Source organism: Pseudomonas sp. FBF18, from assembly GCF_024261405.1.
In the GTDB taxonomy this organism is placed as follows: Bacteria; Pseudomonadota; Gammaproteobacteria; order Pseudomonadales; family Pseudomonadaceae; genus Aquipseudomonas; species Aquipseudomonas palmensis.
The window spans coordinates 147,712-167,663 of record NZ_QKRS01000004.1 but is presented as its reverse complement, the minus strand read 5'-3'; the positions used below and the strand labels follow the sequence as shown (position 1 = coordinate 167,663).

The 19,952-nt window shown below is 66.7% G+C and carries 17 protein-coding genes and 1 tRNA gene; 11 read left to right on the top strand and 7 right to left on the bottom strand.

Annotated features, from left to right (window positions below; translation table 11 throughout):
• Nucleotides 1-13 precede the first annotated feature (13 nt).
• The 5 genes from DN387_RS08750 to DN387_RS08730 form a co-directional block, all read right to left on the bottom strand.
• Complete coding sequence (locus tag DN387_RS08750; protein ID WP_054914331.1) at nucleotides 14-808, bottom strand: DUF3618 domain-containing protein; 795 nt, start codon at nucleotides 806-808, stop codon at nucleotides 14-16.
• Nucleotides 805-1,233 (bottom strand): phage holin family protein, encoded by a 429-nt coding sequence (locus tag DN387_RS08745; RefSeq protein ID WP_078481157.1) that lies wholly within the window; start codon nucleotides 1,231-1,233, stop codon nucleotides 805-807. The genes DN387_RS08750 and DN387_RS08745 overlap by 4 nt, the downstream gene beginning before the upstream one ends.
• Nucleotides 1,233-1,814: a hypothetical protein gene (locus tag DN387_RS08740; RefSeq protein ID WP_156326188.1), complete on the bottom strand. Its 582-nt coding sequence runs from the start codon at nucleotides 1,812-1,814 to the stop codon at nucleotides 1,233-1,235. Before DN387_RS08740 ends, DN387_RS08745 begins: the two co-directional genes overlap by 1 nt.
• A gap of 185 nt (nucleotides 1,815-1,999) precedes the next feature.
• On the bottom strand, nucleotides 2,000-2,473 hold the full coding sequence (locus DN387_RS08735) for a hemerythrin domain-containing protein (protein WP_043864060.1): 474 nt from the start codon (nucleotides 2,471-2,473) through the stop codon (nucleotides 2,000-2,002).
• Nucleotides 2,474-2,698: 225 nt separating this feature from the next.
• The gene (locus DN387_RS08730; protein WP_054914333.1) at nucleotides 2,699-4,489 is read right to left on the bottom strand and encodes a thiamine pyrophosphate-requiring protein; all 1,791 of its coding nucleotides are present in this window, start codon (nucleotides 4,487-4,489) and stop codon (nucleotides 2,699-2,701) included.
• Between the two features lie 176 nt (nucleotides 4,490-4,665).
• On the opposite strand from DN387_RS08730, the gene DN387_RS08725 reads away from it, so the two are divergent.
• Together DN387_RS08725 and DN387_RS08720 are read left to right on the top strand one after the other, a co-directional pair.
• Nucleotides 4,666-5,706 (top strand): GlxA family transcriptional regulator, encoded by a 1,041-nt coding sequence (locus DN387_RS08725; protein WP_236171907.1) that lies wholly within the window; start codon nucleotides 4,666-4,668, stop codon nucleotides 5,704-5,706.
• Between the two features lie 123 nt (nucleotides 5,707-5,829).
• A tRNA-Gln gene (locus DN387_RS08720) sits at nucleotides 5,830-5,904 on the top strand.
• Nucleotides 5,905-6,059: 155 nt separating this feature from the next.
• Here the strand turns inward: DN387_RS08720 and DN387_RS08715 are convergent.
• Entirely contained in the window at nucleotides 6,060-7,289 is a 1,230-nt protein-coding gene (locus DN387_RS08715) for a DUF3422 domain-containing protein (protein ID WP_054914334.1), read from the bottom strand.
• 5 nt (nucleotides 7,290-7,294) lie between these two features.
• Entirely contained in the window at nucleotides 7,295-7,897 is a 603-nt protein-coding gene (locus DN387_RS08710; RefSeq protein ID WP_054914335.1) for a TetR/AcrR family transcriptional regulator, read from the bottom strand.
• A gap of 97 nt (nucleotides 7,898-7,994) precedes the next feature.
• Here DN387_RS08710 and DN387_RS08705 point away from each other — a divergent pair, with 97 nt between their 5' ends.
• The 9 genes from DN387_RS08705 to DN387_RS08665 all read left to right on the top strand — a co-directional run bounded on the left by DN387_RS08705 (nucleotide 7,995) and on the right by DN387_RS08665 (nucleotide 19,935).
• Nucleotides 7,995-8,744 carry an SDR family NAD(P)-dependent oxidoreductase gene (locus DN387_RS08705; RefSeq protein WP_043864056.1) on the top strand — a complete coding sequence of 250 codons (750 nt, stop codon included), beginning with the start codon at nucleotides 7,995-7,997 and terminating at the stop codon, nucleotides 8,742-8,744.
• Nucleotides 8,737-9,495: an SDR family oxidoreductase gene (locus DN387_RS08700; protein WP_054914336.1), complete on the top strand. Its 759-nt coding sequence runs from the start codon at nucleotides 8,737-8,739 to the stop codon at nucleotides 9,493-9,495. Before DN387_RS08705 ends, DN387_RS08700 begins: the two co-directional genes overlap by 8 nt.
• A gap of 160 nt (nucleotides 9,496-9,655) precedes the next feature.
• Complete coding sequence (locus DN387_RS08695; protein ID WP_054914337.1) at nucleotides 9,656-11,731, top strand: hydantoinase/oxoprolinase family protein; 2,076 nt, start codon at nucleotides 9,656-9,658, stop codon at nucleotides 11,729-11,731.
• 40 nt (nucleotides 11,732-11,771) lie between these two features.
• Nucleotides 11,772-13,424, top strand: coding sequence for a hydantoinase B/oxoprolinase family protein (locus DN387_RS08690; protein WP_236171901.1), 1,653 nt, complete (start codon nucleotides 11,772-11,774; stop codon nucleotides 13,422-13,424).
• Between the two features lie 3 nt (nucleotides 13,425-13,427).
• Nucleotides 13,428-14,630, top strand: coding sequence for an aminotransferase class I/II-fold pyridoxal phosphate-dependent enzyme (locus tag DN387_RS08685; protein WP_054914339.1), 1,203 nt, complete (start codon nucleotides 13,428-13,430; stop codon nucleotides 14,628-14,630).
• Nucleotides 14,631-14,663: 33 nt separating this feature from the next.
• Nucleotides 14,664-15,476 carry an NAD(P)-dependent oxidoreductase gene (locus DN387_RS08680; protein WP_054914340.1) on the top strand — a complete coding sequence of 271 codons (813 nt, stop codon included), beginning with the start codon at nucleotides 14,664-14,666 and terminating at the stop codon, nucleotides 15,474-15,476.
• A gap of 33 nt (nucleotides 15,477-15,509) precedes the next feature.
• Nucleotides 15,510-16,706 (top strand): FAD-binding oxidoreductase, encoded by a 1,197-nt coding sequence (locus DN387_RS08675; RefSeq protein WP_054914341.1) that lies wholly within the window; start codon nucleotides 15,510-15,512, stop codon nucleotides 16,704-16,706.
• A 27-nt stretch (nucleotides 16,707-16,733) separates the two neighbouring features.
• Nucleotides 16,734-18,419 (top strand): thiamine pyrophosphate-binding protein, encoded by a 1,686-nt coding sequence (locus DN387_RS08670; RefSeq protein ID WP_156326189.1) that lies wholly within the window; start codon nucleotides 16,734-16,736, stop codon nucleotides 18,417-18,419.
• 64 nt (nucleotides 18,420-18,483) lie between these two features.
• Nucleotides 18,484-19,935 (top strand): NAD-dependent succinate-semialdehyde dehydrogenase, encoded by a 1,452-nt coding sequence (locus DN387_RS08665; RefSeq protein ID WP_043864048.1) that lies wholly within the window; start codon nucleotides 18,484-18,486, stop codon nucleotides 19,933-19,935.
• Nucleotides 19,936-19,952: the final 17 nt, after the last annotated feature.

Sequence of the window (19,952 nt, the reverse complement as noted above, 5' to 3'; positions counted from 1 at the left end):
GCCGGGGCGACACTCAGGGCCTGAAGCCCAGCCCGTCGGACAGGTCGGCAGGCCCCTCGCGGGGGGCCTGCGCGGCAGCTGCCGGCGCGCTGGCGTCGGCGTTGTGCACGGCCTGGGTGGCGTCGGCGTACAGCGCCTTGCCGGTGCGGGTAACCTTGTCGGCCAGGGCATCGCGGGTTTCGCCCATCAGTTCGTCCTCCTTGCGCGTGCCGGGCAATGCCGCGCCCAGGGCCGCGCCGAGGGCGATGCCGATGGCGGCCAGCACCAGCGGCTGGTCCTTGAGCAGGTGGTCGAACTGGCCCTTGAGCTGCGCGGCCTGGGCCTGCACCCGGTCGCTGGCGTGGTGCGCTGCCTGGCGCACCTTGTCGGCCGAGCTGCCCAGGCTGTCGCTGGCGTCGCGCGCCTTGTCGTGGGCCACGTCCGAGGCGTGGTGCAGGTGCTCGCCGGCCTGGGCCATGGCGCCCTTGATGCCGCTGGCAGCGTCGCCCAGCGTGTCGGCCAGGCCGCTGCCGCCAAAGGTCGGCGAGCCGGGTGAGAAGGGGCGGTTCTGGTTCAGCGCCAGCCACGCCAGGCCCACGCCGGTGAGCACGGTGGGCACCGGGTTGTTCTTCAGGGTGGTGCCCAGGTTCTGGAAGAACTCGCCGCCGTTGCCCTTGAAGTACGCCATGCCCTGGTCGATCAGCTGGCCGGGGGTGAGGCGGTGTTCCAGCGAGTCCACCAGGTGACTGATGCTGGCGCGCTTGGCGTCGATCTCCTGCTCCAGGGTTTCGGGGCTCTTGTGCGATTCGGCTTCGAATGAGGTGCTCATGAGACTTTCCTCTTCAGTGCGTCCTTGTCCTGTTGCAGGGCATGCAGGGTGCGGTCGGGGGTGAGGTTGGACGGGTCGAACTGCTTCTTGCCGGCCTGCAGCATCATGAAGCCGATGACCAGGGTCACCGCGCCCACGATCAGCGCCGCCAGCCAGGGCGCGACCACGTAGGCCAGGCCGTACACCGCCGCCATCAGCAGGATGATCAGGCCCGCCAGCAGCACCATGGCGCCGCCGGCCACGGCGGCTGTACCGGCCTTGAGGGTGGTCAGGCTGCGTTGCAGTTCGGCCTTGGCCAGTGCCAGCTCCTTGGTGAACAGCTCGGGCACTTCACGGGTGAGCTGGCGCAGCAGGCTGCCGATGCTGGTGTTGTCGTGCTCGCCCGGTGGCGCGGGGGGCAGGGTATCGAGTGGGTCGCGTTCCATCACACACCTCCCTTGAAGCTGTCCTGGGTGTTGGGGCCATCGGCCAGGGTGCGGCCCAGCGGGTCGGCGGGCACGGGGTTGTCGCGCAGCTGCGGTACCGAGCTCTGGTAGGGCGCGCTGGCGCCGTAGGCCTGCGTGGGGGTGCCCGACGCGGTCGGGTGGCTGCTGCTGGCGCGCAGAAAGCGCGACAGGCCAAAGCCGATGGCGACGCTGCCGGCCAGGAACAGCGTGGGGTTGTCGCGGGCCAGTTGCGCGCCCTTGTGCACCAGGTCCTCGATGCTGTTGTCGCGGACCTGGTCGGCAAAATCGCCCAGCCCGCTGGCCAGTTGCGCCATGTACTGCGCCAGCCCGAGGGAATCCTTGCCTTCAAGGGCCGAGGCTGCCGACTGGGCGCCTTCGACCAGCGAGTCGAGTTGTTCGGCGGCCAGGTCGCGATACTGCTCGTACTGTCTGGCGCCGTGTTCCCTGGCGTCGTCGAGCAATGCCCCGGCGTCTTCGGCCAGGGTGTGCAGGTGTTCCTGCGGGGTGCCCTGGGGCGACTGCGAGGCGTCGCCGTGAGCCGACTGATCAGTCCCGTTCATTGTGGTTCTCCCTTACGTTCGGATAAACGCCGGGCACACTGCGCTGATTGCCAAGCACTGTTTTACGGACTCTCAGGCGGATGACGATGGACGTGGCGGCAGAGTTCAAGGCAAGTGACAGGTGACTGCCAAGGGCACGACCAAAGGTGGGGCGGGCCCGCCCGGCGGCGGGCCTGGGGAAGGGGTCAGTGGCTGGTGGTATTCTTGAGGGCCTTCATGTAGTTGGCCTTGAACGCCTGCATCTGTTCGCCAAGGGCCTCGAGTTCGGCCTTTTTCAGCAGCTTGCGGGCCTGCGGGAACATCTCGGACTCTTCTTCCTCGATATGGTGTTCGAGCAGCTCCTTCACCACCTTCACGCGGCCGGTGAACTCCGGGGTCGACGGGTCGGTGGTCTTGAGGTCGGGCAGCACCAGGGAGTCGACGGTGCGGTGCTCTTCCTTGGCCTCGTAGTACATCACGTCCTGTTCCTTCCCGCCGGCCTGCTTGAACGCCGGGTAGAGGATCTGCTCCTCGATCTCGGTGTGCACGGTGATTTCCATCTCCAGTTCGGCAAGCAGCTGGGTGCGCGTCTTGACGCCGCGCTCGGTGGATGCGCTCAGTTTTGCCAACAGGGCCTTTACGCGCTTGTGATCGGCTTCGAGCAGTTCAATGGCATTCATGGTGATCTCCGGTGGCGGGTACGGTGGCGTGTTCGCCTCGGTAGTCGTTGCATCAACGGTGCCAGCCTGCACCGCTGGAAAAACCTCGCTGAATCAACGGCGTCGCCCGCGCATGGGCAGCGTCAGGCTTGCAAATTGCCCGAAACGGCCATCGGATCATGCAGTTTGGATGAAGGCACACTGCCCACGCCCACGCCGCCTCAGCGAAGCGGCGTGGGCATGCAATCAGCGCTTGCGCTTGGGCAGCACCGCGCTGAGCACCTGCTTGGCGGTCTGGGTGATCACGCCGGCTTCGTCGGGGTCGCCCTTGAGCAGGGTGGTGGCGAAGTTCTTCGCCTGTTGCACGGTGATGTGCGGCGGCAGGGGCGCCACGTTGGGGTCGGTCTTGAACTCGATCAGCACCGGGCAGTCGCTGGCCAGGGCCTGCTCCCAGGCGGCGGCAACGTCTTCTTCACGCTCGACGAAAATGCCCTTGAGCCCGATGGAGATGGCAAACAGGTGGTAGGGCACGTCGGGAATGTTCTGCGACGCCTCGAACTTGGGGTCGCCCTCCATTACCCGCTGCTCCCAGGTGACCTGGTTGAGGTCCTCGTTGTTGAACACCGCGCAGATCCAGTTCGGGGTCTGCCACTGACGCCAGTACTTGGCCACGGTGATCAGCTCGGCCATGTTGTTCATCTGCATGGCGCCGTCGCCCACCAGCGCGATCACCGGGCGCTCGGGGTGGGCGAACTTGGCCGCGATGGCGTAGGGCACGGCCGCACCCATCGAGGCCAGGCCGCCGGACAGCGAGCACTGCATGCCGCGGCGGATCTTCAGGTCGCGGGCGTACCAGTTGGCGCACGAACCCGAGTCGCTGGTGATGATGGCCTGGTCGGGCAGGCGAGGGGACAGCTCGTGCACCACCCGCTGCGGGTTGATCGGGTTGGCGCTGACCAGGGCGCGTTTTTCCAGGGTCTTGTCCCAGCGGGCGCGCCAGCCTTCGACCTTCTTGCGCCAGCTGCGGCTGGTCTTGCTGTCGAGCAGCGGCAGCAGGGCGCTCAGGGTTTCGGCCGCATCGCCCACCAGGTTGACCTCCATCGGGTAGCGCAGGCTGAGCATGTCGGGCTGGATGTCGATCTGCACCGCGCGGGCCTGGCCCTCCTTGGGCAGAAACTCGGCGTAGGGGAAGCCCGAGCCGATCATCAGCAGGGTGTCGCACTCCTGCATCAGCTTGTAGCTGGGCTCGGTGCCGAGCAGGCCGATGGCGCCGGTGACCCAGGGCAGTTCGTCGGGCAGGGCGGCCTTGCCCAGCAGCGCCTTGGCCACGCCGGCGCCGAGTTTTTCGGCCACGGCGATGACCTCGTCGGTGGCGTTCAGCGCGCCCGCACCAACCAGCACGGCGACCTTCTTGCCCGCATTGAGGATGTCGGCGGCGCGCTGCAGGTCGGCCTCGTAGGGCACCACCCTGGGCTTGCTGTAGCCGACGCCCGAATGCAGGGTGCCGTGGGCACGGGCGGGTTCTTTATAGGGCAGGTCCTGCAGGTCGTTGGGCAGGATCACCGCCGTGACGCGGCGCTCGCCCACCGCCGTACGCACGGCACGGTCGATCAGGTGGCGTACCTGGGAGGGTTCGGAGGCCTGCTGCACGAAGGCGCCGGCCACGTCCTTGAACATCGACAACAGGTCCAGTTCCTGCTGGTAATGGCCGCCCAGCGCGGTGCGGGCCTGCTGGCCGACGATGGCGAGCACCGGCATGTGGTCCATGCGCGCATCGTAGAGGCCGGTGAGCAGGTGCGAGGCGCCGGGGCCGGAGGTGGCGATGCATACCCCCAGCTCGCCGGTGAACTTGGCATGGGCTGCGGCCATGAACGCGGCCATTTCCTCGTGCCGCGCCTGGATGAATTCGATCTTGCCCCGGGCCCGGTCGAGCGCGCCGAACACGCCGTTGATGCCATCGCCAGGGTAGCCGTAGATACGTCGCACGCCCCATTGATACAGCCGCTCAACCAGGAAGTCGCCCACTGTCGTCGTCATTCGATCCCTCACGTTTACAAGTGATAGTCAGAGGTCTGGACCGGGCGCGCGCGCAGAAAGTTTCAACTGTCGAGCGTGGCGACGACTATCGCGGCGGGGGCATTTGAAGGCATATTGCCGTGCCACCCGGCGTGCTCTGCACGCTTTACCAGAACAACCAGAAGAGGCAGAACGTGGTGCAACGGCGGCAGTTCAGCGGTGCCCTGCAGGGCTCGAACCTGCGTTTTGTAGGCGGGCAGGGTCACGGCAGCGGGCCCCGGGCGCGGGTGGGCTTTGTGCTGCTCGAACATTTTTCGTTGCCGGCCTTCACCCAGGCGCTCGATACCCTGGTCACCGCCAACCTTATCCAGGCCGATGCCTTCGCCACCACCACCTTCAGCCTTGACGGTGCCTCGGTGGTCAGCGACCTGGGGCTGGTGATCTGCCCGGATGCCCCGCTGGGTTTGAAGACGCTCGAAGGCCTGGACCTGCTGGTGGTGTGCGGTGGCCTGCGCACCGTGCTGCGCCCGCTGCCGGAGCTGGCCCTGTTGCTGCAACGGGCTGCGCAGGCGGGGGTGGCGTTGGCGGGGCTGTGGAATGGTGCCTGGTTTCTGGCCCAGGCCGGCCTGCTCGATGGCTACCAGTGTGCGGTGCACCCGGAGAACCGTGCGGCGCTGGCCGAGCTGGCCAGGCATAGCCAGGTGACAGGGGAGAGCTACACGGTGGACCGAGACCGCCTGACGGCGGGCAGCCCGGCGGGGGCGTTCAACATGGTGCTGGAATGGATCGGCCAGCGTCATGGGCGTGGCCTGGTGGATGCCGTGGTCGATATCCTGGCCTACGAGGCCTCGCGCTTTCGCCGGGTGCAGCCGACCGTGCACCAGAACATGAGTGCGCCGCTGCGCGAAGCGATCAAGCTGATGGGGGCCAACCTTGAAGAGCCGCTGAGCCAGGTGCAGTTGTCGCAGTATGTGGGGTTGTCCCGGCGTCAGATCGAGCGGCTGTTCCAGTCGCAGCTGGGGACCACGCCGGTCCGTTACTACCTGGAGTTGCGCATTACCGAGAGTCGCCGGTTGTTGCAGCACTCGGACCTGGCGTTGATCGATGTGGCCCTGGCGTGCGGCTTTGTTTCGCCCAGCCATTTCAGCAAGTGCTACACCTCTTTTTATGGGTACGGCCCGTCGAAGGAGGCGCGATTTGGCTGCGTGAACGGGCCGCAAAAGCCGGACATGCCGTAAGCCATGCGGTAACCACCTGTTTTTTCGTTATTTTTTAGCGTGGGGGCTTCCCTGGCGAAGCGAAACTTGGTACATTTCCGCTCATTCCTGCCGAGGCCTTTCATGGGCTTCCAGTTGCATCACAGGGGCGTCGCCAAGCGGTAAGGCAGCAGGTTTTGATCCTGCCATGCGTTGGTTCGAATCCAGCCGCCCCTGCCATTTTTTCTCGTATCAACCTTCCCCAACTATCAAAAGCTGCTTGATTGCGGTCGGCTTCCGTTCGTGTTGCGTTTCGCTGCCGGGCCAGCGGCGCCAAGGCATGCAGGCCATGGCGCTCGGTTTAAGCAATGCAGGTTCAAGCGCTGGCCGCAGGGCTAGTGATCGTTGTGCTTGACCTTGCGCACCCGCACCAGAATCAACCCCAGCACGCCGATGGCCAGCGGCGCCATGCCCAGCAGTGCGTCCCGTGCGCTGACCTGCAGCCCCATCACCGTCAGGCCTGAATAGATCAGCTTGAACAGGTTGAGCAGGTAGTAGGTGATGGCGATGATCGACAACCCTTCCACTGCACGCTGGATCTTGATCTGGGTATCGGCGCGGGTGCTCAGGCTCTTGAGGATCTCCGCGTTCTGCTCCTCCATTTCCACCTGCACCCGTGCCTGCAGCAGGTCGCCCAGGTTGGCCACGCTCTTGGCCAGCTGGTCCAGGCGCTGTTCGGTCACGGCGCAGTAGCGCACCGTGGGCTTGAAGCGCCGTTCGATGAAGATACCCAACCGCTGGCAATCGCCCAGGTGGCTTTCGCGCAGCTCGCCCAGGCGCTCGAACACCAGTTGCGCATAGGCTTGGGTGGCGCTGAAGCGGTGGCGGGTCTTCGCGGCGCTGCGCACCATCTGCGCCGACAGCCCGGCAATGTCGCCCAGCAGTGCCTTGGCGTTGCCCGGCTGCGGGTCGGCGTTGCGCTCGGACAGGCTCACCAGGGTTCTGTCGTAGGCATTGAGCTCCACGCTCAGGGCCTTGGCGGTGTCCAGCGACAGCGAGGCCATCATGCGGTAGGTCTCGATCTCCAGCAGGCGCCGGATCATGCGGCCCTGGCGGTAGGCATTGAGGCGCCTGTTGACGAACAGGAAGCGGTTGGTGCCGTCCTCGCCCAGGCGAAAATCGCTCCATACCCGCGCATCGCCCCCGCCAATGCACGAGCCGCACGGGTCCTTGAAACCGTAGCGCGACAGCTCGCCGGCAAATGCCGCGTCGTTGTGCACCATGATCTGCACGGCATTGATCAGGTAGGGCAAAAAAGCATCGACCCTGTCCATCAGCAGCGCGGGCAGGGGCTGCCAGGCCGGCGTCTGCTCGGTGGTGGTGACCACCAGGGTGAGGGTGACGAACTCGGCGTGCCGTTCCCATTTCAGGGCGTGGCCTTGCAGTCGGGTGATGCCCTGCACGGCGCCGGGGCTCACCGGCTCCGGGCAGCACTGCTGCAGCAGCGCCTCGCAACGTGCGTCGTCGCTGAGAAAGGCCAGGTGGTAGACGTGGGCGGGCTCGTCGAAGTACAGCGAGGGGCGGGCGTGCAGCTCGTTGTGCAAGGTCTTGCGCTGTGGGTGCATGTAGATCAGGCCATGTTGGAATTGTTCTTGGCGCTTTCGATGATGCCCGTGACGAAGGTGATCAGGGCCTGGGTCAGGCCCTGTTCGCTGACCTGCACCCCGCGCCACTGCGCGTGCCCGTACAGCATGCCGATGACGGCATGGGTGACGAGGCCGATCGCGCCTCCCTGGCGCCCGTCGCGTGCACACTCGCTAGCAATGATGCCGCTCAGGATCGACGCATGGCTGCGGTTGAGCGCGTCGATCTGCAACTGCTGTTCGTGGGACAGGTTGACGTACTCGCGAGTCACCAATTGCACGCGATGGGCGTGCGCCAGGTTGAACCGCACAAACGCCTGGACGAAGCGCTGCAGGCGTTCTTCGGGGGTTCTGGCGCCTTTCATGCAGCGTTTTGTGTCGAACACCAGGTCGGCCAGGGTCGACTCGATCAGCTCGAACAGCAGGCACTGCTTGTTCTCGATGTGGTGGTACAGCGAGCCGGCACGCAGGCCCAGATGGCTGGCCAGGTCGCGCAGGCCGATGGCCTGGTAGCCGCGGGTGGCGAACAGTTCGGTGGCCGCGTCGAGCAGGCGGTCCCGGGGCGAGCAGGCAGTAGCGGCAGCGGGCATGGCGCAGTCCTGTATGAGCATCGAGCGGGGCAAATTCGGTTTGACCAAATGTAAGACAACAGGCATCTTACGTAAAGACTAATGCGCGGAGGTGGTTATGGAAGGTCAGACGGTCGTAATCGTTGGCGGGGCTTCGGGTTTGGGCCTGGAGACCGCCAGGTTGATGGTCAAGCGTGGGGCACGAAAAATCGGCTTGATCGATCGCAATGAGCAGTTGATGGCCGAGGCGGCAAGCACCTTGCGCGCCCTGGATTGCGAGGTGGCCACGGCGGCGGCGGACATTTCGCGCCAGGCCAGCGCCCATGCAGCCTTCGGGCAGGTCGTCGAGGCACTGGGGCGGGTGCACTGCCTGGTCAACAGCGCGGCGATCTACCCGCGCCAGGACATCTTCGAGATCACCGACGAAGAGTGGGACCTGGAAAACGCGGTCAACATCAAAGGCACCTACCACATGATGGTCGCCGCCGTGCGCCACATGCAGGGCTTCGTCGCGGCGCCGCAGGTGACCGGGCGCATCGTCAACGTGACCTCGGTGGACGCCTTCAAGGCGCACCCGCAGAACGCCCACTATGCCGCCACCAAGGCGGCGGTGGTGAGCCTGACCAAATCCTTCGCCCAGGCCTGTGCCAAGGACCAGATCCTGGTCAACTCGGTGGCGCCGGCCGGCTTTGCCACCGAGCGCGCCCGCCAGCTGGGTTTTCTCGGCGAGCTGGCCGCCGCCAACCCGCTGGGCCGCGCGGCGGAACCTGCAGAGATCGCCGAATGGATCGTGATGATGGGCAGCAGCCGCAACAGCTATGCCACGGGTGAGAACGTGATTGTCAGCGGGGGTTACATCTATGCCTGAAGCAGCCGCATTACCGGCCTCCTACCGCTGTGCACTGGTGACCGGTGCCACCAGCGGCATCGGCAAGGCCATCGTGCTGGCCCTGCGCGATGCCGGCCTGCAGGTGATTGCCGTGGGCCGCAGCCGCGAGGCGCTGCAGGCGTTGGGCCAGGAGCAGGGCGTGGTGACGGTGGAGGCCGACGTGCGCCAGGCCGACGCCTTTGCCCAGGTGCTGAGTCAGTACCCGGTGGACGTGCTGGTCAACAATGCCGGGGTGCTGTCGAGCCGCGCCGCGTTCCAGGACATGGCCCCGGCCGAGATCGACACCATGCTCGACATCAACCTCAAGGCGCCCCTGCACCTGACCCGTCAGGTGCTGCCGGGCATGGTGCAGCGCGGCCATGGCCACCTGTTCTTCATCGGCTCGAGTGCCGGGCGTGCGCCGCACCCCGGGGCGGCGGTGTATGGTTCGTCGAAGGCCGGCATCAGCCTGTTCTGCGACGCGCTGCGCTGCGACCTGCTGGGCAGCGGGGTGCGGGTGACCGAAATCGCCCCGGGTCGCGTGCAGACCCAGCTGTACCGCACCGCCATGGGCATGCAGGCCGCGGGCAGCGAGCTGTATGACGGCTACGCCTCGATCATGCCCGAGGACATCGCCCAGCTGCTGCTGGCGGCCTTGCGCCTGCCCGAGCAGGTGGACGTTTCGCGTCTGGAGGTGTTCCCCACGGCCCAGGCCGTGGGCGGCGCGCGGATGGTCAAGACGCTCGGCTGAGGCAGGCGGTGCCGGTGCGCACGGCGCATCGGCACGCCAGCCCGGGCGAGGGTGGAAAAGCGTGGTGTTAGTGCTTGACCACCTGTAAGACAACATATAACTTACATTAAACCCGCCAACCAGTCGGGTGTGACAAGCACAAGAATTCAGGGGAACGACGATGACTGCTACAGCATGCCGAGTCGGCGTGGACATAGGTGGGACCTTTACGGATATCGCGCTGGATGTCGGCGGGGTGTTGCACTCGACCAAGATTCTGACGGACTACGCATTGCCCGAGCGTGCGATCCTCACGGGTGTGCAGGCGGTCGTCGACGCGGCAGGCCTGAAGCTGTCGGATATCGAGCAACTGATCCACGGCACCACCCTGGCCACCAACGCCCTGATCGAGCGCCGCGGCGCGCGCACTGCGTTCATCACCACCGAAGGTTTTCGCGACACGCTGGAGATGCGCACCGAAAACCGTTTCGAGCAGTACGACATCAACATTGCCCTGCCACCGCCGCTGATCGAGCGCGAGCACCGCTACACCCTGCGCGAGCGCCTGGACGTGCGCGGCAACGTGCTGATCGCCCCGCAACAGGCCGATATCGACGCACTGGTGCAGCGCATCGGCGAGGGCGACTACCAGAGCGTGGCCATCGGCCTGATCCACAGCTACATCAATGGTGCCCACGAGCGCCTGTTGCGCGACGCCCTGCAGGCGCGCCTGCCACACCTGTCGATTTCGATCTCCAGCGAAGTCTCGCCGCAGATGCGCGAGTTCGAACGCTTCAACACCGTGTGCGCCAACGCCTACGTCAAACCCCTGATCAAGTCGTACCTGGACCGCCTGGTGATCACCCTCAAGGCCGCCGGCGCCGATTGCCCGGTGTTCATGATCCATTCCGGCGGCGGCATCATCTCGGTGCAGAGCGCCGCCGAGTTTCCGGTGCGCCTGGTGGAGTCGGGCCCGGCGGGCGGGGCGATCTTCGCCGCCGACATTGCGCGCAAATACGCGCTCGACGCGGTGGTGTCGTTCGACATGGGCGGCACCACGGCCAAGATCTGCCTGATCGAGAACCAGGTGCCCAAGACCGCCAAGACCTTCGAAGTGGCGCGCACCTACCGCTTCAAGAAGGGCAGCGGCATGCCGATTTCCATCCCGGTGGTGGAGATGGTCGAGATCGGCGCCGGCGGCGGTTCCATCGCCAGCATCGACAGCATGCGCCAGATTCGTGTGGGCCCGCACAGCGCGGCGTCCGAGCCGGGCCCGGCCTGCTATGACCGCGGTGGCCTTGAGCCGACCATCACCGATGCCAACCTGCTGCTGGGCCGCCTGGATGCCGACAATTTCGCCGGCGGCGCGCTGCGCCTGTCGGTCGACAACGCCGCCAGCGCGGTGGACCGGGTGATCGGCCAGCCGCTGGGCATGGACCCGCGCACCGCCGCCTTCGGCATCTGCGAAGTGGTCGACGAGAACATGGCCAACGCCGGCCGGGTGCACGCGGTGGAGAGCGGCAAGGACATTGCCGACTACACCATGATCACCTTTGGTGGCGGTGGCCCGCTGCACGCTGCGCGTCTGTGCGAAAAGATGGGTGTGTCGCGCTTTCTGGTGCCGGCCGGCGCCGGGGTAGGGTCGGCCATCGGTTTTCTGCGTGCGCCGTTCGGCTATGAAGCGGTACGCAGCGCCTTCGTGCGCCTGGCCGAGTTCGAGGCGGGGCAGGTCAATGCACTGATCGACGACATGAAGGCCGAGGCCCTGGGCTTCCTGCGCCAGGGCATGCCCGAGGGCGAGCCGGAGATGGAGTGCACCGCGTTCATGCGCTACGTCGGCCAGGGCTGGGAGATCCCCGTGAGCCTGCCGTTCAAGGCTTTCAGCAACAGCGACACGGCGCAGTTCAAGACGCTGTTCGAGGCGGCCTACACGGTGTTCTTCGGCCGCCCGATCGAAGGCCCGGACGTGGAGATCGTCAGCTGGTCGGTCAAGGCCAGTTCGCCCTTGCCGCCCGTGGCGCTGGCCAGCCAGGTCAAGGCCTCGCACCGCGCCCACGAAGTGGCGCGTCGCCAGGTGTTCGACGTGGTCGCCGGCGGTTTCGTCGATGCCGGCATCTACCAGCGCGAAGCGCTGCAGGCCGGTGCGCGCATCGATGGCCCGGCGATCATCGCCGAGCGCGAAACCTCGACCTTCGTGTCGTCCTCGTTCACCGCCACGGTCCAGCCCGACGGCTGCCTGCTGGTCGTCCGGCGCTAAGCCGCATTCGTTTGGAAGGCGATAACCCATGAGCGAAACAATGATCGATATTCAAATGCAGGTGATGTGGAACCGCCTGGTGTCGGTGGTCGAAGAACAGGCCCTGACCCTGATCCGCACCGCGTTCTCCACCAGCGTGCGCGAAGCCGGCGACCTCTCGGCCGGGGTGTTCGACCGCGCCGGCAACATGCTGGCCCAGGCCGTTACTGGCACCCCCGGCCACGTCAACACCATGGCCGAGGCGGTGGTGCACTTCATCAACGACATCGGCCCGGACAACATCTTCGAAGGCGACGTGTACGTCACCAACGACCCGTGGAAGGGCACCGGGCACCTGCACGACATCACCATCGTCTCGCCCTCGTTCTACAAGGGCCGGCTGATCGGCTACTTCGCCAGTACCGCCCACGTGGTGGACATCGGCGGGCGCGGTTTCGGCCCGGATGCCCGCGAGGTGTACGAGGAAGGCCTGTTCATCCCGATCATGAAGCTGTTCGAGCGCGGCCAGGTGAACCGCGACCTGATCAACATCCTGCGCAACAACGTGCGCGAGAACGACCGCGTGGTCGGCGACTTCTACGCACTGTCGGCCTGCAACGAGACCGGGCACAAACGCCTGCTGAGCATGCTCGACGAGTTTGCCCTGGACGACCTGGAGCACATCGGCGGGTTCATCCTGGAGCACAGCCGCCGCGCCACCCTGGAATGCTTCAAGTCGCTGCCCCATGGCACCTACCACAACAGCATGACCCTGGACGGCTACGACGTGCCGGTGACGCTGGCGGTGACCCTGACGGTGGGCCCGGACGGCATTCTCACCGACTTCAGCGGCACCTCGGGCATGAGCCAGTTCGGCATCAACGTGCCGCTGGGCTACGCCAAGGCCTATGCCTGCTACGGGCTCAAGTGCATCGTGGCGCCGGAGATCCCCAACAACAGCGCCTCGCTGGAGCCCTTTGCGGTCACTGCGCCCGAAGGCTGCATTCTCAATGCCAAGCACCCGGCGCCGGTATCGGTACGCCATGTACTGGGCCACTTCGTGCCCGACCTGGTGCTGGGTGCGCTGCACAAATGCCTGCCCGGCCAGGTGCCGGCCGAGGGCGCCAGCGCACTGTGGAACCTGCACCTGAGCGTGCGCCCGCTGGACAGCAACCCGACCGGGCGCAACGCCGAGATGCTGATGTTCAACAGCGGCGGCATGGGCGCGCGCTCCGGCATGGACGGCCTGAGCGCCACCGCGTTCCCCAGCGGCGTGCACACCATGCCGGTGGAAGCCACCGAACAGGCCGGCCCGGTGGTGGTGTGGCGCAAGGAACTGCGCGAAGGCTCCGGCGGTGCCGGCCTGCTGCGCGGCGGCCTGGGCCAGGAAATCGAGGTGTCGGCCGCCGAAGGCTACAGCTTCCGCTTCAGCGCCATGTTCGACCGCATCCAGTACCCGGCGCGTGGGCTCGAGGGGGGCAAGGAGGGGGCCCAGGGCTACGTGGGCCTGGACGACGGCACCCTGCTGCGCGGCAAGGGCCAGCAGTTCGTGCCGGCCGATCGGCGCCTGGTGCTGCGCCTGCCGGGTGGCGGCGGTTACGGCGACCCGCGCCAGCGGCCACGCCACGAGGTGGCGCGCGACCTGCGCTTTGGCTACATCAGTGCCAGCCAGGCACGCGACGACTACGCCTTCGAACCCGGCCAGGAGGGCTGACCCATGGACTTTCAGAGTGCCCGTGTGCGGGCGGTGAAAAGCTCGCCGAGCATGGCGGTATCGGTGCTGGCCAAGCAGATGCTGGCCAAGGGCGAGCCGGTGATCAACCTGAGCCTGGGCGAACCGGACTTCAACACCCCGGCCCACGTGATCGAGGCCGCGCACCAGGCGATGCTCGAGGGCAACAACCACTACACCGCGCCCAATGGCCTGGAGGTGCTGCGCCAGGCCATCGTCGACAAGTTCGAGCGGGAAAACGGCCTGCGCTACGCACTGGACGAAATCTGCGTGGGCAATGGCGCCAAGCAACTGCTGTTCAATGCGTTTCTCGCCACCCTGGAGCAGGGCGATGAAGTGCTCACGCCAGCGCCGTACTGGGTGTCGTACACCGACATGGCGATGCTCAACGGCGGCGTGCCGAAGGTGGTGCCGTGCGGCGCCGAACACGGCTTCAAGCTGGATGCCGCGCGCCTTGAGGCCGCCATCACCCCGCGTACCCGCTGGCTGATGCTGAACTCGCCGAACAACCCCTGCGGGGCCATCTACAGCCGTGAAGAGTTCGCGGCCCTGGGCGCCGTGCTGGAGCGCCACCCCCGGGTGCTGGTGATCTCCGACGAGATCTACGAGCACATCGTGCTGGGCAGGCAGCCGTTCGTGTCGTTCGTCAGCGCCTGCCCGCACCTGCGCGAGCGCACCCTGCTGATCAACGGCGTGTCCAAGGCCTACGCCATGACCGGCTACCGCCTGGGCTATGCGGCCGGGCCACGCGAGCTGATCGTGGCAATGAACAAGACCCAGTCGCAGACCACCACCTGCCCGTCGACCATTTCGCAACTGGCGGCTGCTGCGGCGCTCAACGGCCCGCAGGATTTCGTGCACCAGGCCAATCGCGAGTACCAGGCCCGAGGGGCGCTGGTGGTCGAGGGCCTGGCGGCCATCGAGGGGCTGAGCCTGCAGATGCCCGAGGGCGCGTTCTATGCCTTCCCGCAATGCGCCGCGTTCATCGGCAGGCGCACGCCGGACGGGCAGGTGATCGAAACCGACGCCGACCTTGCCAGCTACCTGCTGCGGGTGGGCAAGGTGGCCACGGTGCCGGGCTCGGCCTTTGGCCTCGAACCCTACATTCGCCTGTCGTTCGCCACCTCGCGCCAGGAGCTGGAGCAGGCCCTGGGGCAGCTGCGCGATGCGTTCGCGGCGCTGGCCTAGTAACGACAAACCGACTTTCACGAGGTTTCAAGCATGAGCAAGCCGTTCAAACGTTTGTTGATCACCGGTGCAGCCGGCCGCCTGGGCAGCGTGTTGCGCAAGCACATGCAGGACTTTGCCGACGAGCTGCGCCTGACCGATATCGCCGACATGGGCAGCGCCGCGCCGCACGAAGAGCTGGTGCGCTGCGACCTGGGCAACCTGGCCGATGTGCTGCCGCTGGCCGAGAGCGTGGATGCCATCATCCATGCCGGCGGCGTGCCGGTGGAGGACACCTTCGCGGCGATCCTCAACGGCAACATCGTGGGCACCTACAACATCTATGAAGCGGCGCGCCAGCATGGCGTCAAGCGCGTGATCTACACCAGTTCCAACCACGCCATCGGTTTCTATGACCGCACCGAAACCATCGACGCCAGCGCGGCGCACCGCCCCGACAGCCTGTACGGGGTGAGCAAGTGCTTTGCCGAGGACCTGGGCCGCTACTACTGGGACAAGTTCGCCATCGAGTCGGTGAACCTGCGCATCGGCTCCTCGTTCCCCGAGCCGCTGGACCGGCGCATGCTCGCCACCTGGCTGTCGTTTGCCGACTTCGCGCAGCTGTGCGAGCGCTCGCTGCTGGCGCCACGGGTCGGCCACATGATCGTGTACGGCATGTCCGACAACCGCGAAACCCTGTGGGACAACCGCCTGGCGTCCTCCCTCGGCTACGTGCCCAGGGACAGCGCCGACGACTACCGCGAGAAGGTCCTGGCCGAGCACCCGCCGCTGGACCCGAACGAGCCGGCGGCGCGCTACCACGGCGGCAACTTCGCCGGCGCCGGCCACTTCGAAGACCCGAAATGACCTTTTCCGAGCACTTTTGAAGAGACCCCAGCCATGGCTTCGACAGCAACAAAGCAGCATTACGATGTGGTGATCGTCGGCGGTGCGGTGAATGGCAGCGCCACCGCGTACTTTCTGGCCAGCAACCCGGACTTCACCGGCTCGGTGCTGGTGGTGGAGCGCGACTGGACCTATGCCCAATCGGCCACGGCGTTGTCCAGCAGCTCGATCCGGGTGCAGTTCTCCAACCCGATCAACATCCAGATCTCGCGCTTTGGCGCGCAGTTCATCCGCGACTTCCCCGAACTGATGGCGGTCAATGGCGACAGGCCCGACCTGGCCTTCAAGGAGAACGGCTACCTGTTCCTGGCCGACCAGAAAGGCTTCGACGTGCTCAAGCGTCTGCACCAGACCCAACTGGACAACGGTGCCGACGTCACGTTGCTGGACACCGAGGCGCTGATCCGCCGCTTCCCGTGGGTCAACCCCGACAGCCTGGCCGGCGGCACCTATGGCGAGAAGGACGAGGGCTGGTTCGACAACTACGGGATCATGAACGGCTTTCGCAGAAAGGCCCGCAGCCTGGGCGTGGAGTATGTCGAGAACGAAGTGGTCCAGGTGCTGCGCGAGGGTGATGTGATCACCGGTGTGCGCCTGGGCGATGGCCAGTTGATCGGCTGTGGCCAGCTGGTCAACACCGCCGGCACCCGTGGACGCCAGGTGGCGCGCCTGGCCGGGCTGGACATACCGGTGGAGGCGCGGCGCCGTTCGCTGTTCGTGTTCGACTGCCATACGCCGCTGCCCGGCACCGTGCCGCTGACCATCGACCCCACCGGGGTGTTCTTCCGCCCCGAAGGCCACCTGTACCTGGGCGGCACCTACCCACGCCACGACCCGGAGGTGGATTTCAGCGACTTCGACGTGATGCACGACGAATTCGAGGAAGAGGTGTGGCCGGTGCTGGCCGAGCGTGTGCCGGCGTTCGAGGCGATCAAGGTGGTCAACTCCTGGGCCGGGCACTACGACTTCTGCGTGCTCGACCACAACGCCATCGTCGGCCCCCATGACCAGGTGCGCAACTTCCTGTTCTGCAACGGTTTCAGTGGCCACGGCCTGCAGCAGGCACCGGCCATCGGCCGCGGCCTGAGCGAGCTGATCATCTACGGGGGCTACCGCACCCTGGACCTGAGTGCCCTGAGTTATCAACGGGTGATCGAGAACCGTCCTTTCCTGGAAGACTCGGTCATCTGACCGCACCGCCTGATGGAGAACAACAAGATGAACACTGACAACAACGGGCTGCGCACGGGCGGGCAGGTGCTGGTCGATGCCTTGCGCATCAATGGCGTGGAACGCGCGTTCTGCGTGCCCGGCGAGAGCTACCTGGCGGTGCTTGATGCCTTGCACGATGCCAGGGACGACATCGAGCTGATCGTGTGCCGCCAGGAGGGCGGCGCCGCCTACATGGCCGAAGCCTACGGCAAGCTCACCGGCAAGCCGGGTATCTGCTTCGTCACCCGCGGGCCGGGGGCGACCAATGCCTCGGTCGGCGTGCACACCGCCTTCCAGGACTCCACGCCGATGATCCTGTTCATCGGCCAGGTGGCCCGCGACCAGGTGGAGCGCGAAGCCTTCCAGGAGATCGACTACCGCCGCATGTTCGGCCAGATGGCCAAGTGGGTGGTGGAGGTCGACGATGCCGCGCGCCTGCCCGAGCTGCTCAGCCAGGCGTTCCACCGCGCCACCAACGGCCGCCCCGGCCCGGTGGTGGTGGCCCTGCCCGAAGACATGCTGACGGATCGGGTGGCAGTGGCCGATGCCGGCCCGGCCCGGCGGATCGAAGCGGCGGCGGCATCTGCCGACCTGCAGCGCCTGCAGGCTCTGCTGAGCGAGGCACAGCGCCCGTTGGTGGTGCTGGGCGGTGGCGGCTGGACCGCCGAGGCGGTGGCCGATGCGCGGCGCTTCATCCAGGCCCAGAACCTGCCTGTAGCGGCCTCGTTCCGCTGCCAGGACCTGTTCGACAACACCTTGCCCCAGTACGCCGGCGACCTGGGCCTTGCCGCCGGCCCCGAGCTGGTGGAGGCGGTGAAAAGCAGTGACCTGCTGCTGGTGATCGGTGCACGCCTGGGCGAGATGAGCACCGGCGGCTATGCCCTGGTGGACATTCCGGTGCCCAGGCAGGCGCTGGTGCACATTCACCCCGGCATCGAGGAACTGGGCCGGGTGTACCAGCCGACCCTGGCGATCAACGCCGGCATGCCGACCATCGCCGCGCAACTGGCGGCGCTGGCGCCGGTCAAGCCGCAGGCATTCGCCGAGTGGGTACAGCGCCTGAACAGCGGCTACCGGGCCAACTTCGAATGCCCGCGTTCGCCCGGCGAGGTGCAGATGAGCGAGGTGATCGCCTGGCTCAACCAGCACCTGGCCGCCGACAGCATCATCACCTGCGGTGCCGGCAACTACACCGGCTGGGTGCACCGCGGCTACCAGCACCAGGCGTTTCGCACCTTGCTGGGGCCCACCAACGGCTCGATGGGCTATGGCGTGCCGGCGGCGATTGCGGCCAAGCTCACCGCGCCGCAGCGCAGCGTGGTGGCGTTCGCCGGTGATGGCTGCTTTCTGATGAACGGCCAGGAGCTGGCCACTGCCGCGCACTATGACGCCCGGGTCATCGTGGTGGTGGTGAACAACGGCATGTACGGCACCATCCGCATGCACCAGGAGCGCAGCTACCCGGGGCGGGTGTCGGGTACCGACCTGCACAACCCCGACTTCGCCGCGCTGGCACGGGCCTATGGCCTGCATGCCGAAACGGTGAGCGCCACCGAGCAGTTCGCGGGTGCGTTCGAGCGTTGCGAGGCGTCGGGCAAGCCGGCGCTGATCGAGGTGCAGATCGACCCCGAGGCGCTGACCCCGCGCATGACCCTCAGCCAGATCCGCGAAAAGGCCCTGGCGTCGCGTTGACCCTCCAGGCGGGGGCAGGGTCTGCCTCCCGCCGTTTCCTTCATTCCCCTGCGAGCCCATCAGCATGAACCTTGCCGACCCTGATCTGCTGCGTGAACGTTGCTATATCGATGGAACCTGGGTGGGCGCCGACAGCGCCCGCAGCATTGACGTGACCAACCCGGCCACCGGCCAGCGCCTGGGTGGCGTGCCGCGCATGGGCGCCGACGAAACCCGCCGCGCCGTGCTCGCCGCCCAGGCGGCGCTGCCGGCCTGGCGCGCCCTCACCGCCAAGGAACGCGCCAGCCGCTTGCAGGCGTGGTTTCGCGAAATTCTCCTGCACCAGGAAGACCTGGCGCGCATCATGACCGCCGAGCAGGGCAAGCCCCTGGCCGAGGCCCGTGGCGAGATCGCCTTCGCCGCAGCCTATGTGGAGTTCTATGCCGAGGAGGGCAAGCGCCTGTATGGCGACGTGATCCCCTCGCCGCAGGCCGACCGGCGCCTGCTGGTGACCAAGGAGCCGATTGGCGTGTGCGCGGCGATCACGCCGTGGAACTTCCCGGCGGCGATGATCACGCGCAAGGCCGCCCCGGCCCTGGCGGCCGGGTGCACGCTGGTGCTCAAGCCCGCCTCGCAGACCCCGTTCAGCGCCCTGGCGCTGTGCGTGCTGGCCGAACGCGCCGGCATACCGCGTGGCGTGCTCAACGTGGTGACCGGCGACTCGGCCGCCATCGGTGGCGAACTGACCGCCAACCCGGTGGTGCGCAAGCTGTCGTTCACCGGCTCTACGCCCATCGGCATCCAGTTGCTGCAGCAAAGCGCGGCCACGGTGAAGAAGGTGACCCTGGAGCTGGGCGGCAACGCGCCCTTCATCGTGTTCGACGACGCGGACCTTGAGGCGGCGGTGGAGGGCGCACTGGTGGCCAAGTTCCGCAACAGCGGGCAGACCTGCGTGTGCGCCAATCGCTTCTACATCCAGGACGGCATCTACGAGCGCTTTGTCGAGCGTTTTGCCCAGCGGGTCGGCGAGCTGGTGGTGGGCGAGGGCAGCCAGGCCGGCACCACCGTCGGCCCGCTGATCGATGCCAAGGCCGTGGCCGGGGTCGAGGCGATGGTGAGCGACGCACTGGAAGGCGGTGCGCGACTGGTCGCCGGTGGCCGGCGCCACCCCCTTGGCGAGGCGTTCTACCAGCCCACCGTGCTGGCCGAGGTGACACCGGACATGCGCGTGGCCCGCGAGGAGATTTTCGGGCCGGTGGCGCCGCTGTTTCGCTTTCACAGCGAAGAACAGGTCATCGCCCAGGCCAATGCCACCGAGTTCGGCCTGGCCTGCTACCTGTATGCACGGGATGTGGGGCGGATCTGGCGGGTCTCGGAGGCCCTGGAGTACGGCATGGTCGGCGTCAATGTCGGCGTGCTGGCCACCGAGGTCGCACCGTTTGGCGGTGTGAAGTCATCGGGGCTGGGGCGCGAAGGCTCGCGCTACGGGATCGAGGATTACCTCGAGATCAAGTACGTGTGCCTGGGCCTGGGCTGACCCGCGAGGGCAGGGCG

Excerpts from the sequence above, each read along its gene's own strand:
- DN387_RS08730 (WP_054914333.1), bottom strand. The coding sequence starts at position 4,489 with ATGACGACGACAGTGGGCGACTTCCTGGTTGAGCGGCTGTATCAATGG.
- DN387_RS08690 (WP_236171901.1), top strand. The coding sequence starts at position 11,772 with ATGATCGATATTCAAATGCAGGTGATGTGGAACCGCCTGGTGTCGGTG.
- DN387_RS08665 (WP_043864048.1), top strand. The coding sequence starts at position 18,484 with ATGAACCTTGCCGACCCTGATCTGCTGCGTGAACGTTGCTATATCGAT.
- DN387_RS08735 (WP_043864060.1), bottom strand. The coding sequence starts at position 2,473 with ATGAATGCCATTGAACTGCTCGAAGCCGATCACAAGCGCGTAAAGGCC.
- DN387_RS08695 (WP_054914337.1), top strand. The coding sequence starts at position 9,656 with ATGACTGCTACAGCATGCCGAGTCGGCGTGGACATAGGTGGGACCTTT.
- DN387_RS08745 (WP_078481157.1), bottom strand. The coding sequence starts at position 1,233 with ATGGAACGCGACCCACTCGATACCCTGCCCCCCGCGCCACCGGGCGAG.
- DN387_RS08700 (WP_054914336.1), top strand. The coding sequence starts at position 8,737 with ATGCCTGAAGCAGCCGCATTACCGGCCTCCTACCGCTGTGCACTGGTG.
- DN387_RS08705 (WP_043864056.1), top strand. The coding sequence starts at position 7,995 with ATGGAAGGTCAGACGGTCGTAATCGTTGGCGGGGCTTCGGGTTTGGGC.
- DN387_RS08685 (WP_054914339.1), top strand. The coding sequence starts at position 13,428 with ATGGACTTTCAGAGTGCCCGTGTGCGGGCGGTGAAAAGCTCGCCGAGC.
- DN387_RS08750 (WP_054914331.1), bottom strand. The coding sequence starts at position 808 with ATGAGCACCTCATTCGAAGCCGAATCGCACAAGAGCCCCGAAACCCTG.
- DN387_RS08715 (WP_054914334.1), bottom strand. The coding sequence starts at position 7,289 with ATGCACCCACAGCGCAAGACCTTGCACAACGAGCTGCACGCCCGCCCC.
- DN387_RS08710 (WP_054914335.1), bottom strand. The coding sequence starts at position 7,897 with ATGCCCGCTGCCGCTACTGCCTGCTCGCCCCGGGACCGCCTGCTCGAC.
- DN387_RS08675 (WP_054914341.1), top strand. The coding sequence starts at position 15,510 with ATGGCTTCGACAGCAACAAAGCAGCATTACGATGTGGTGATCGTCGGC.
- DN387_RS08680 (WP_054914340.1), top strand. The coding sequence starts at position 14,664 with ATGAGCAAGCCGTTCAAACGTTTGTTGATCACCGGTGCAGCCGGCCGC.
- DN387_RS08670 (WP_156326189.1), top strand. The coding sequence starts at position 16,734 with ATGAACACTGACAACAACGGGCTGCGCACGGGCGGGCAGGTGCTGGTC.
- DN387_RS08740 (WP_156326188.1), bottom strand. The coding sequence starts at position 1,814 with ATGAACGGGACTGATCAGTCGGCTCACGGCGACGCCTCGCAGTCGCCC.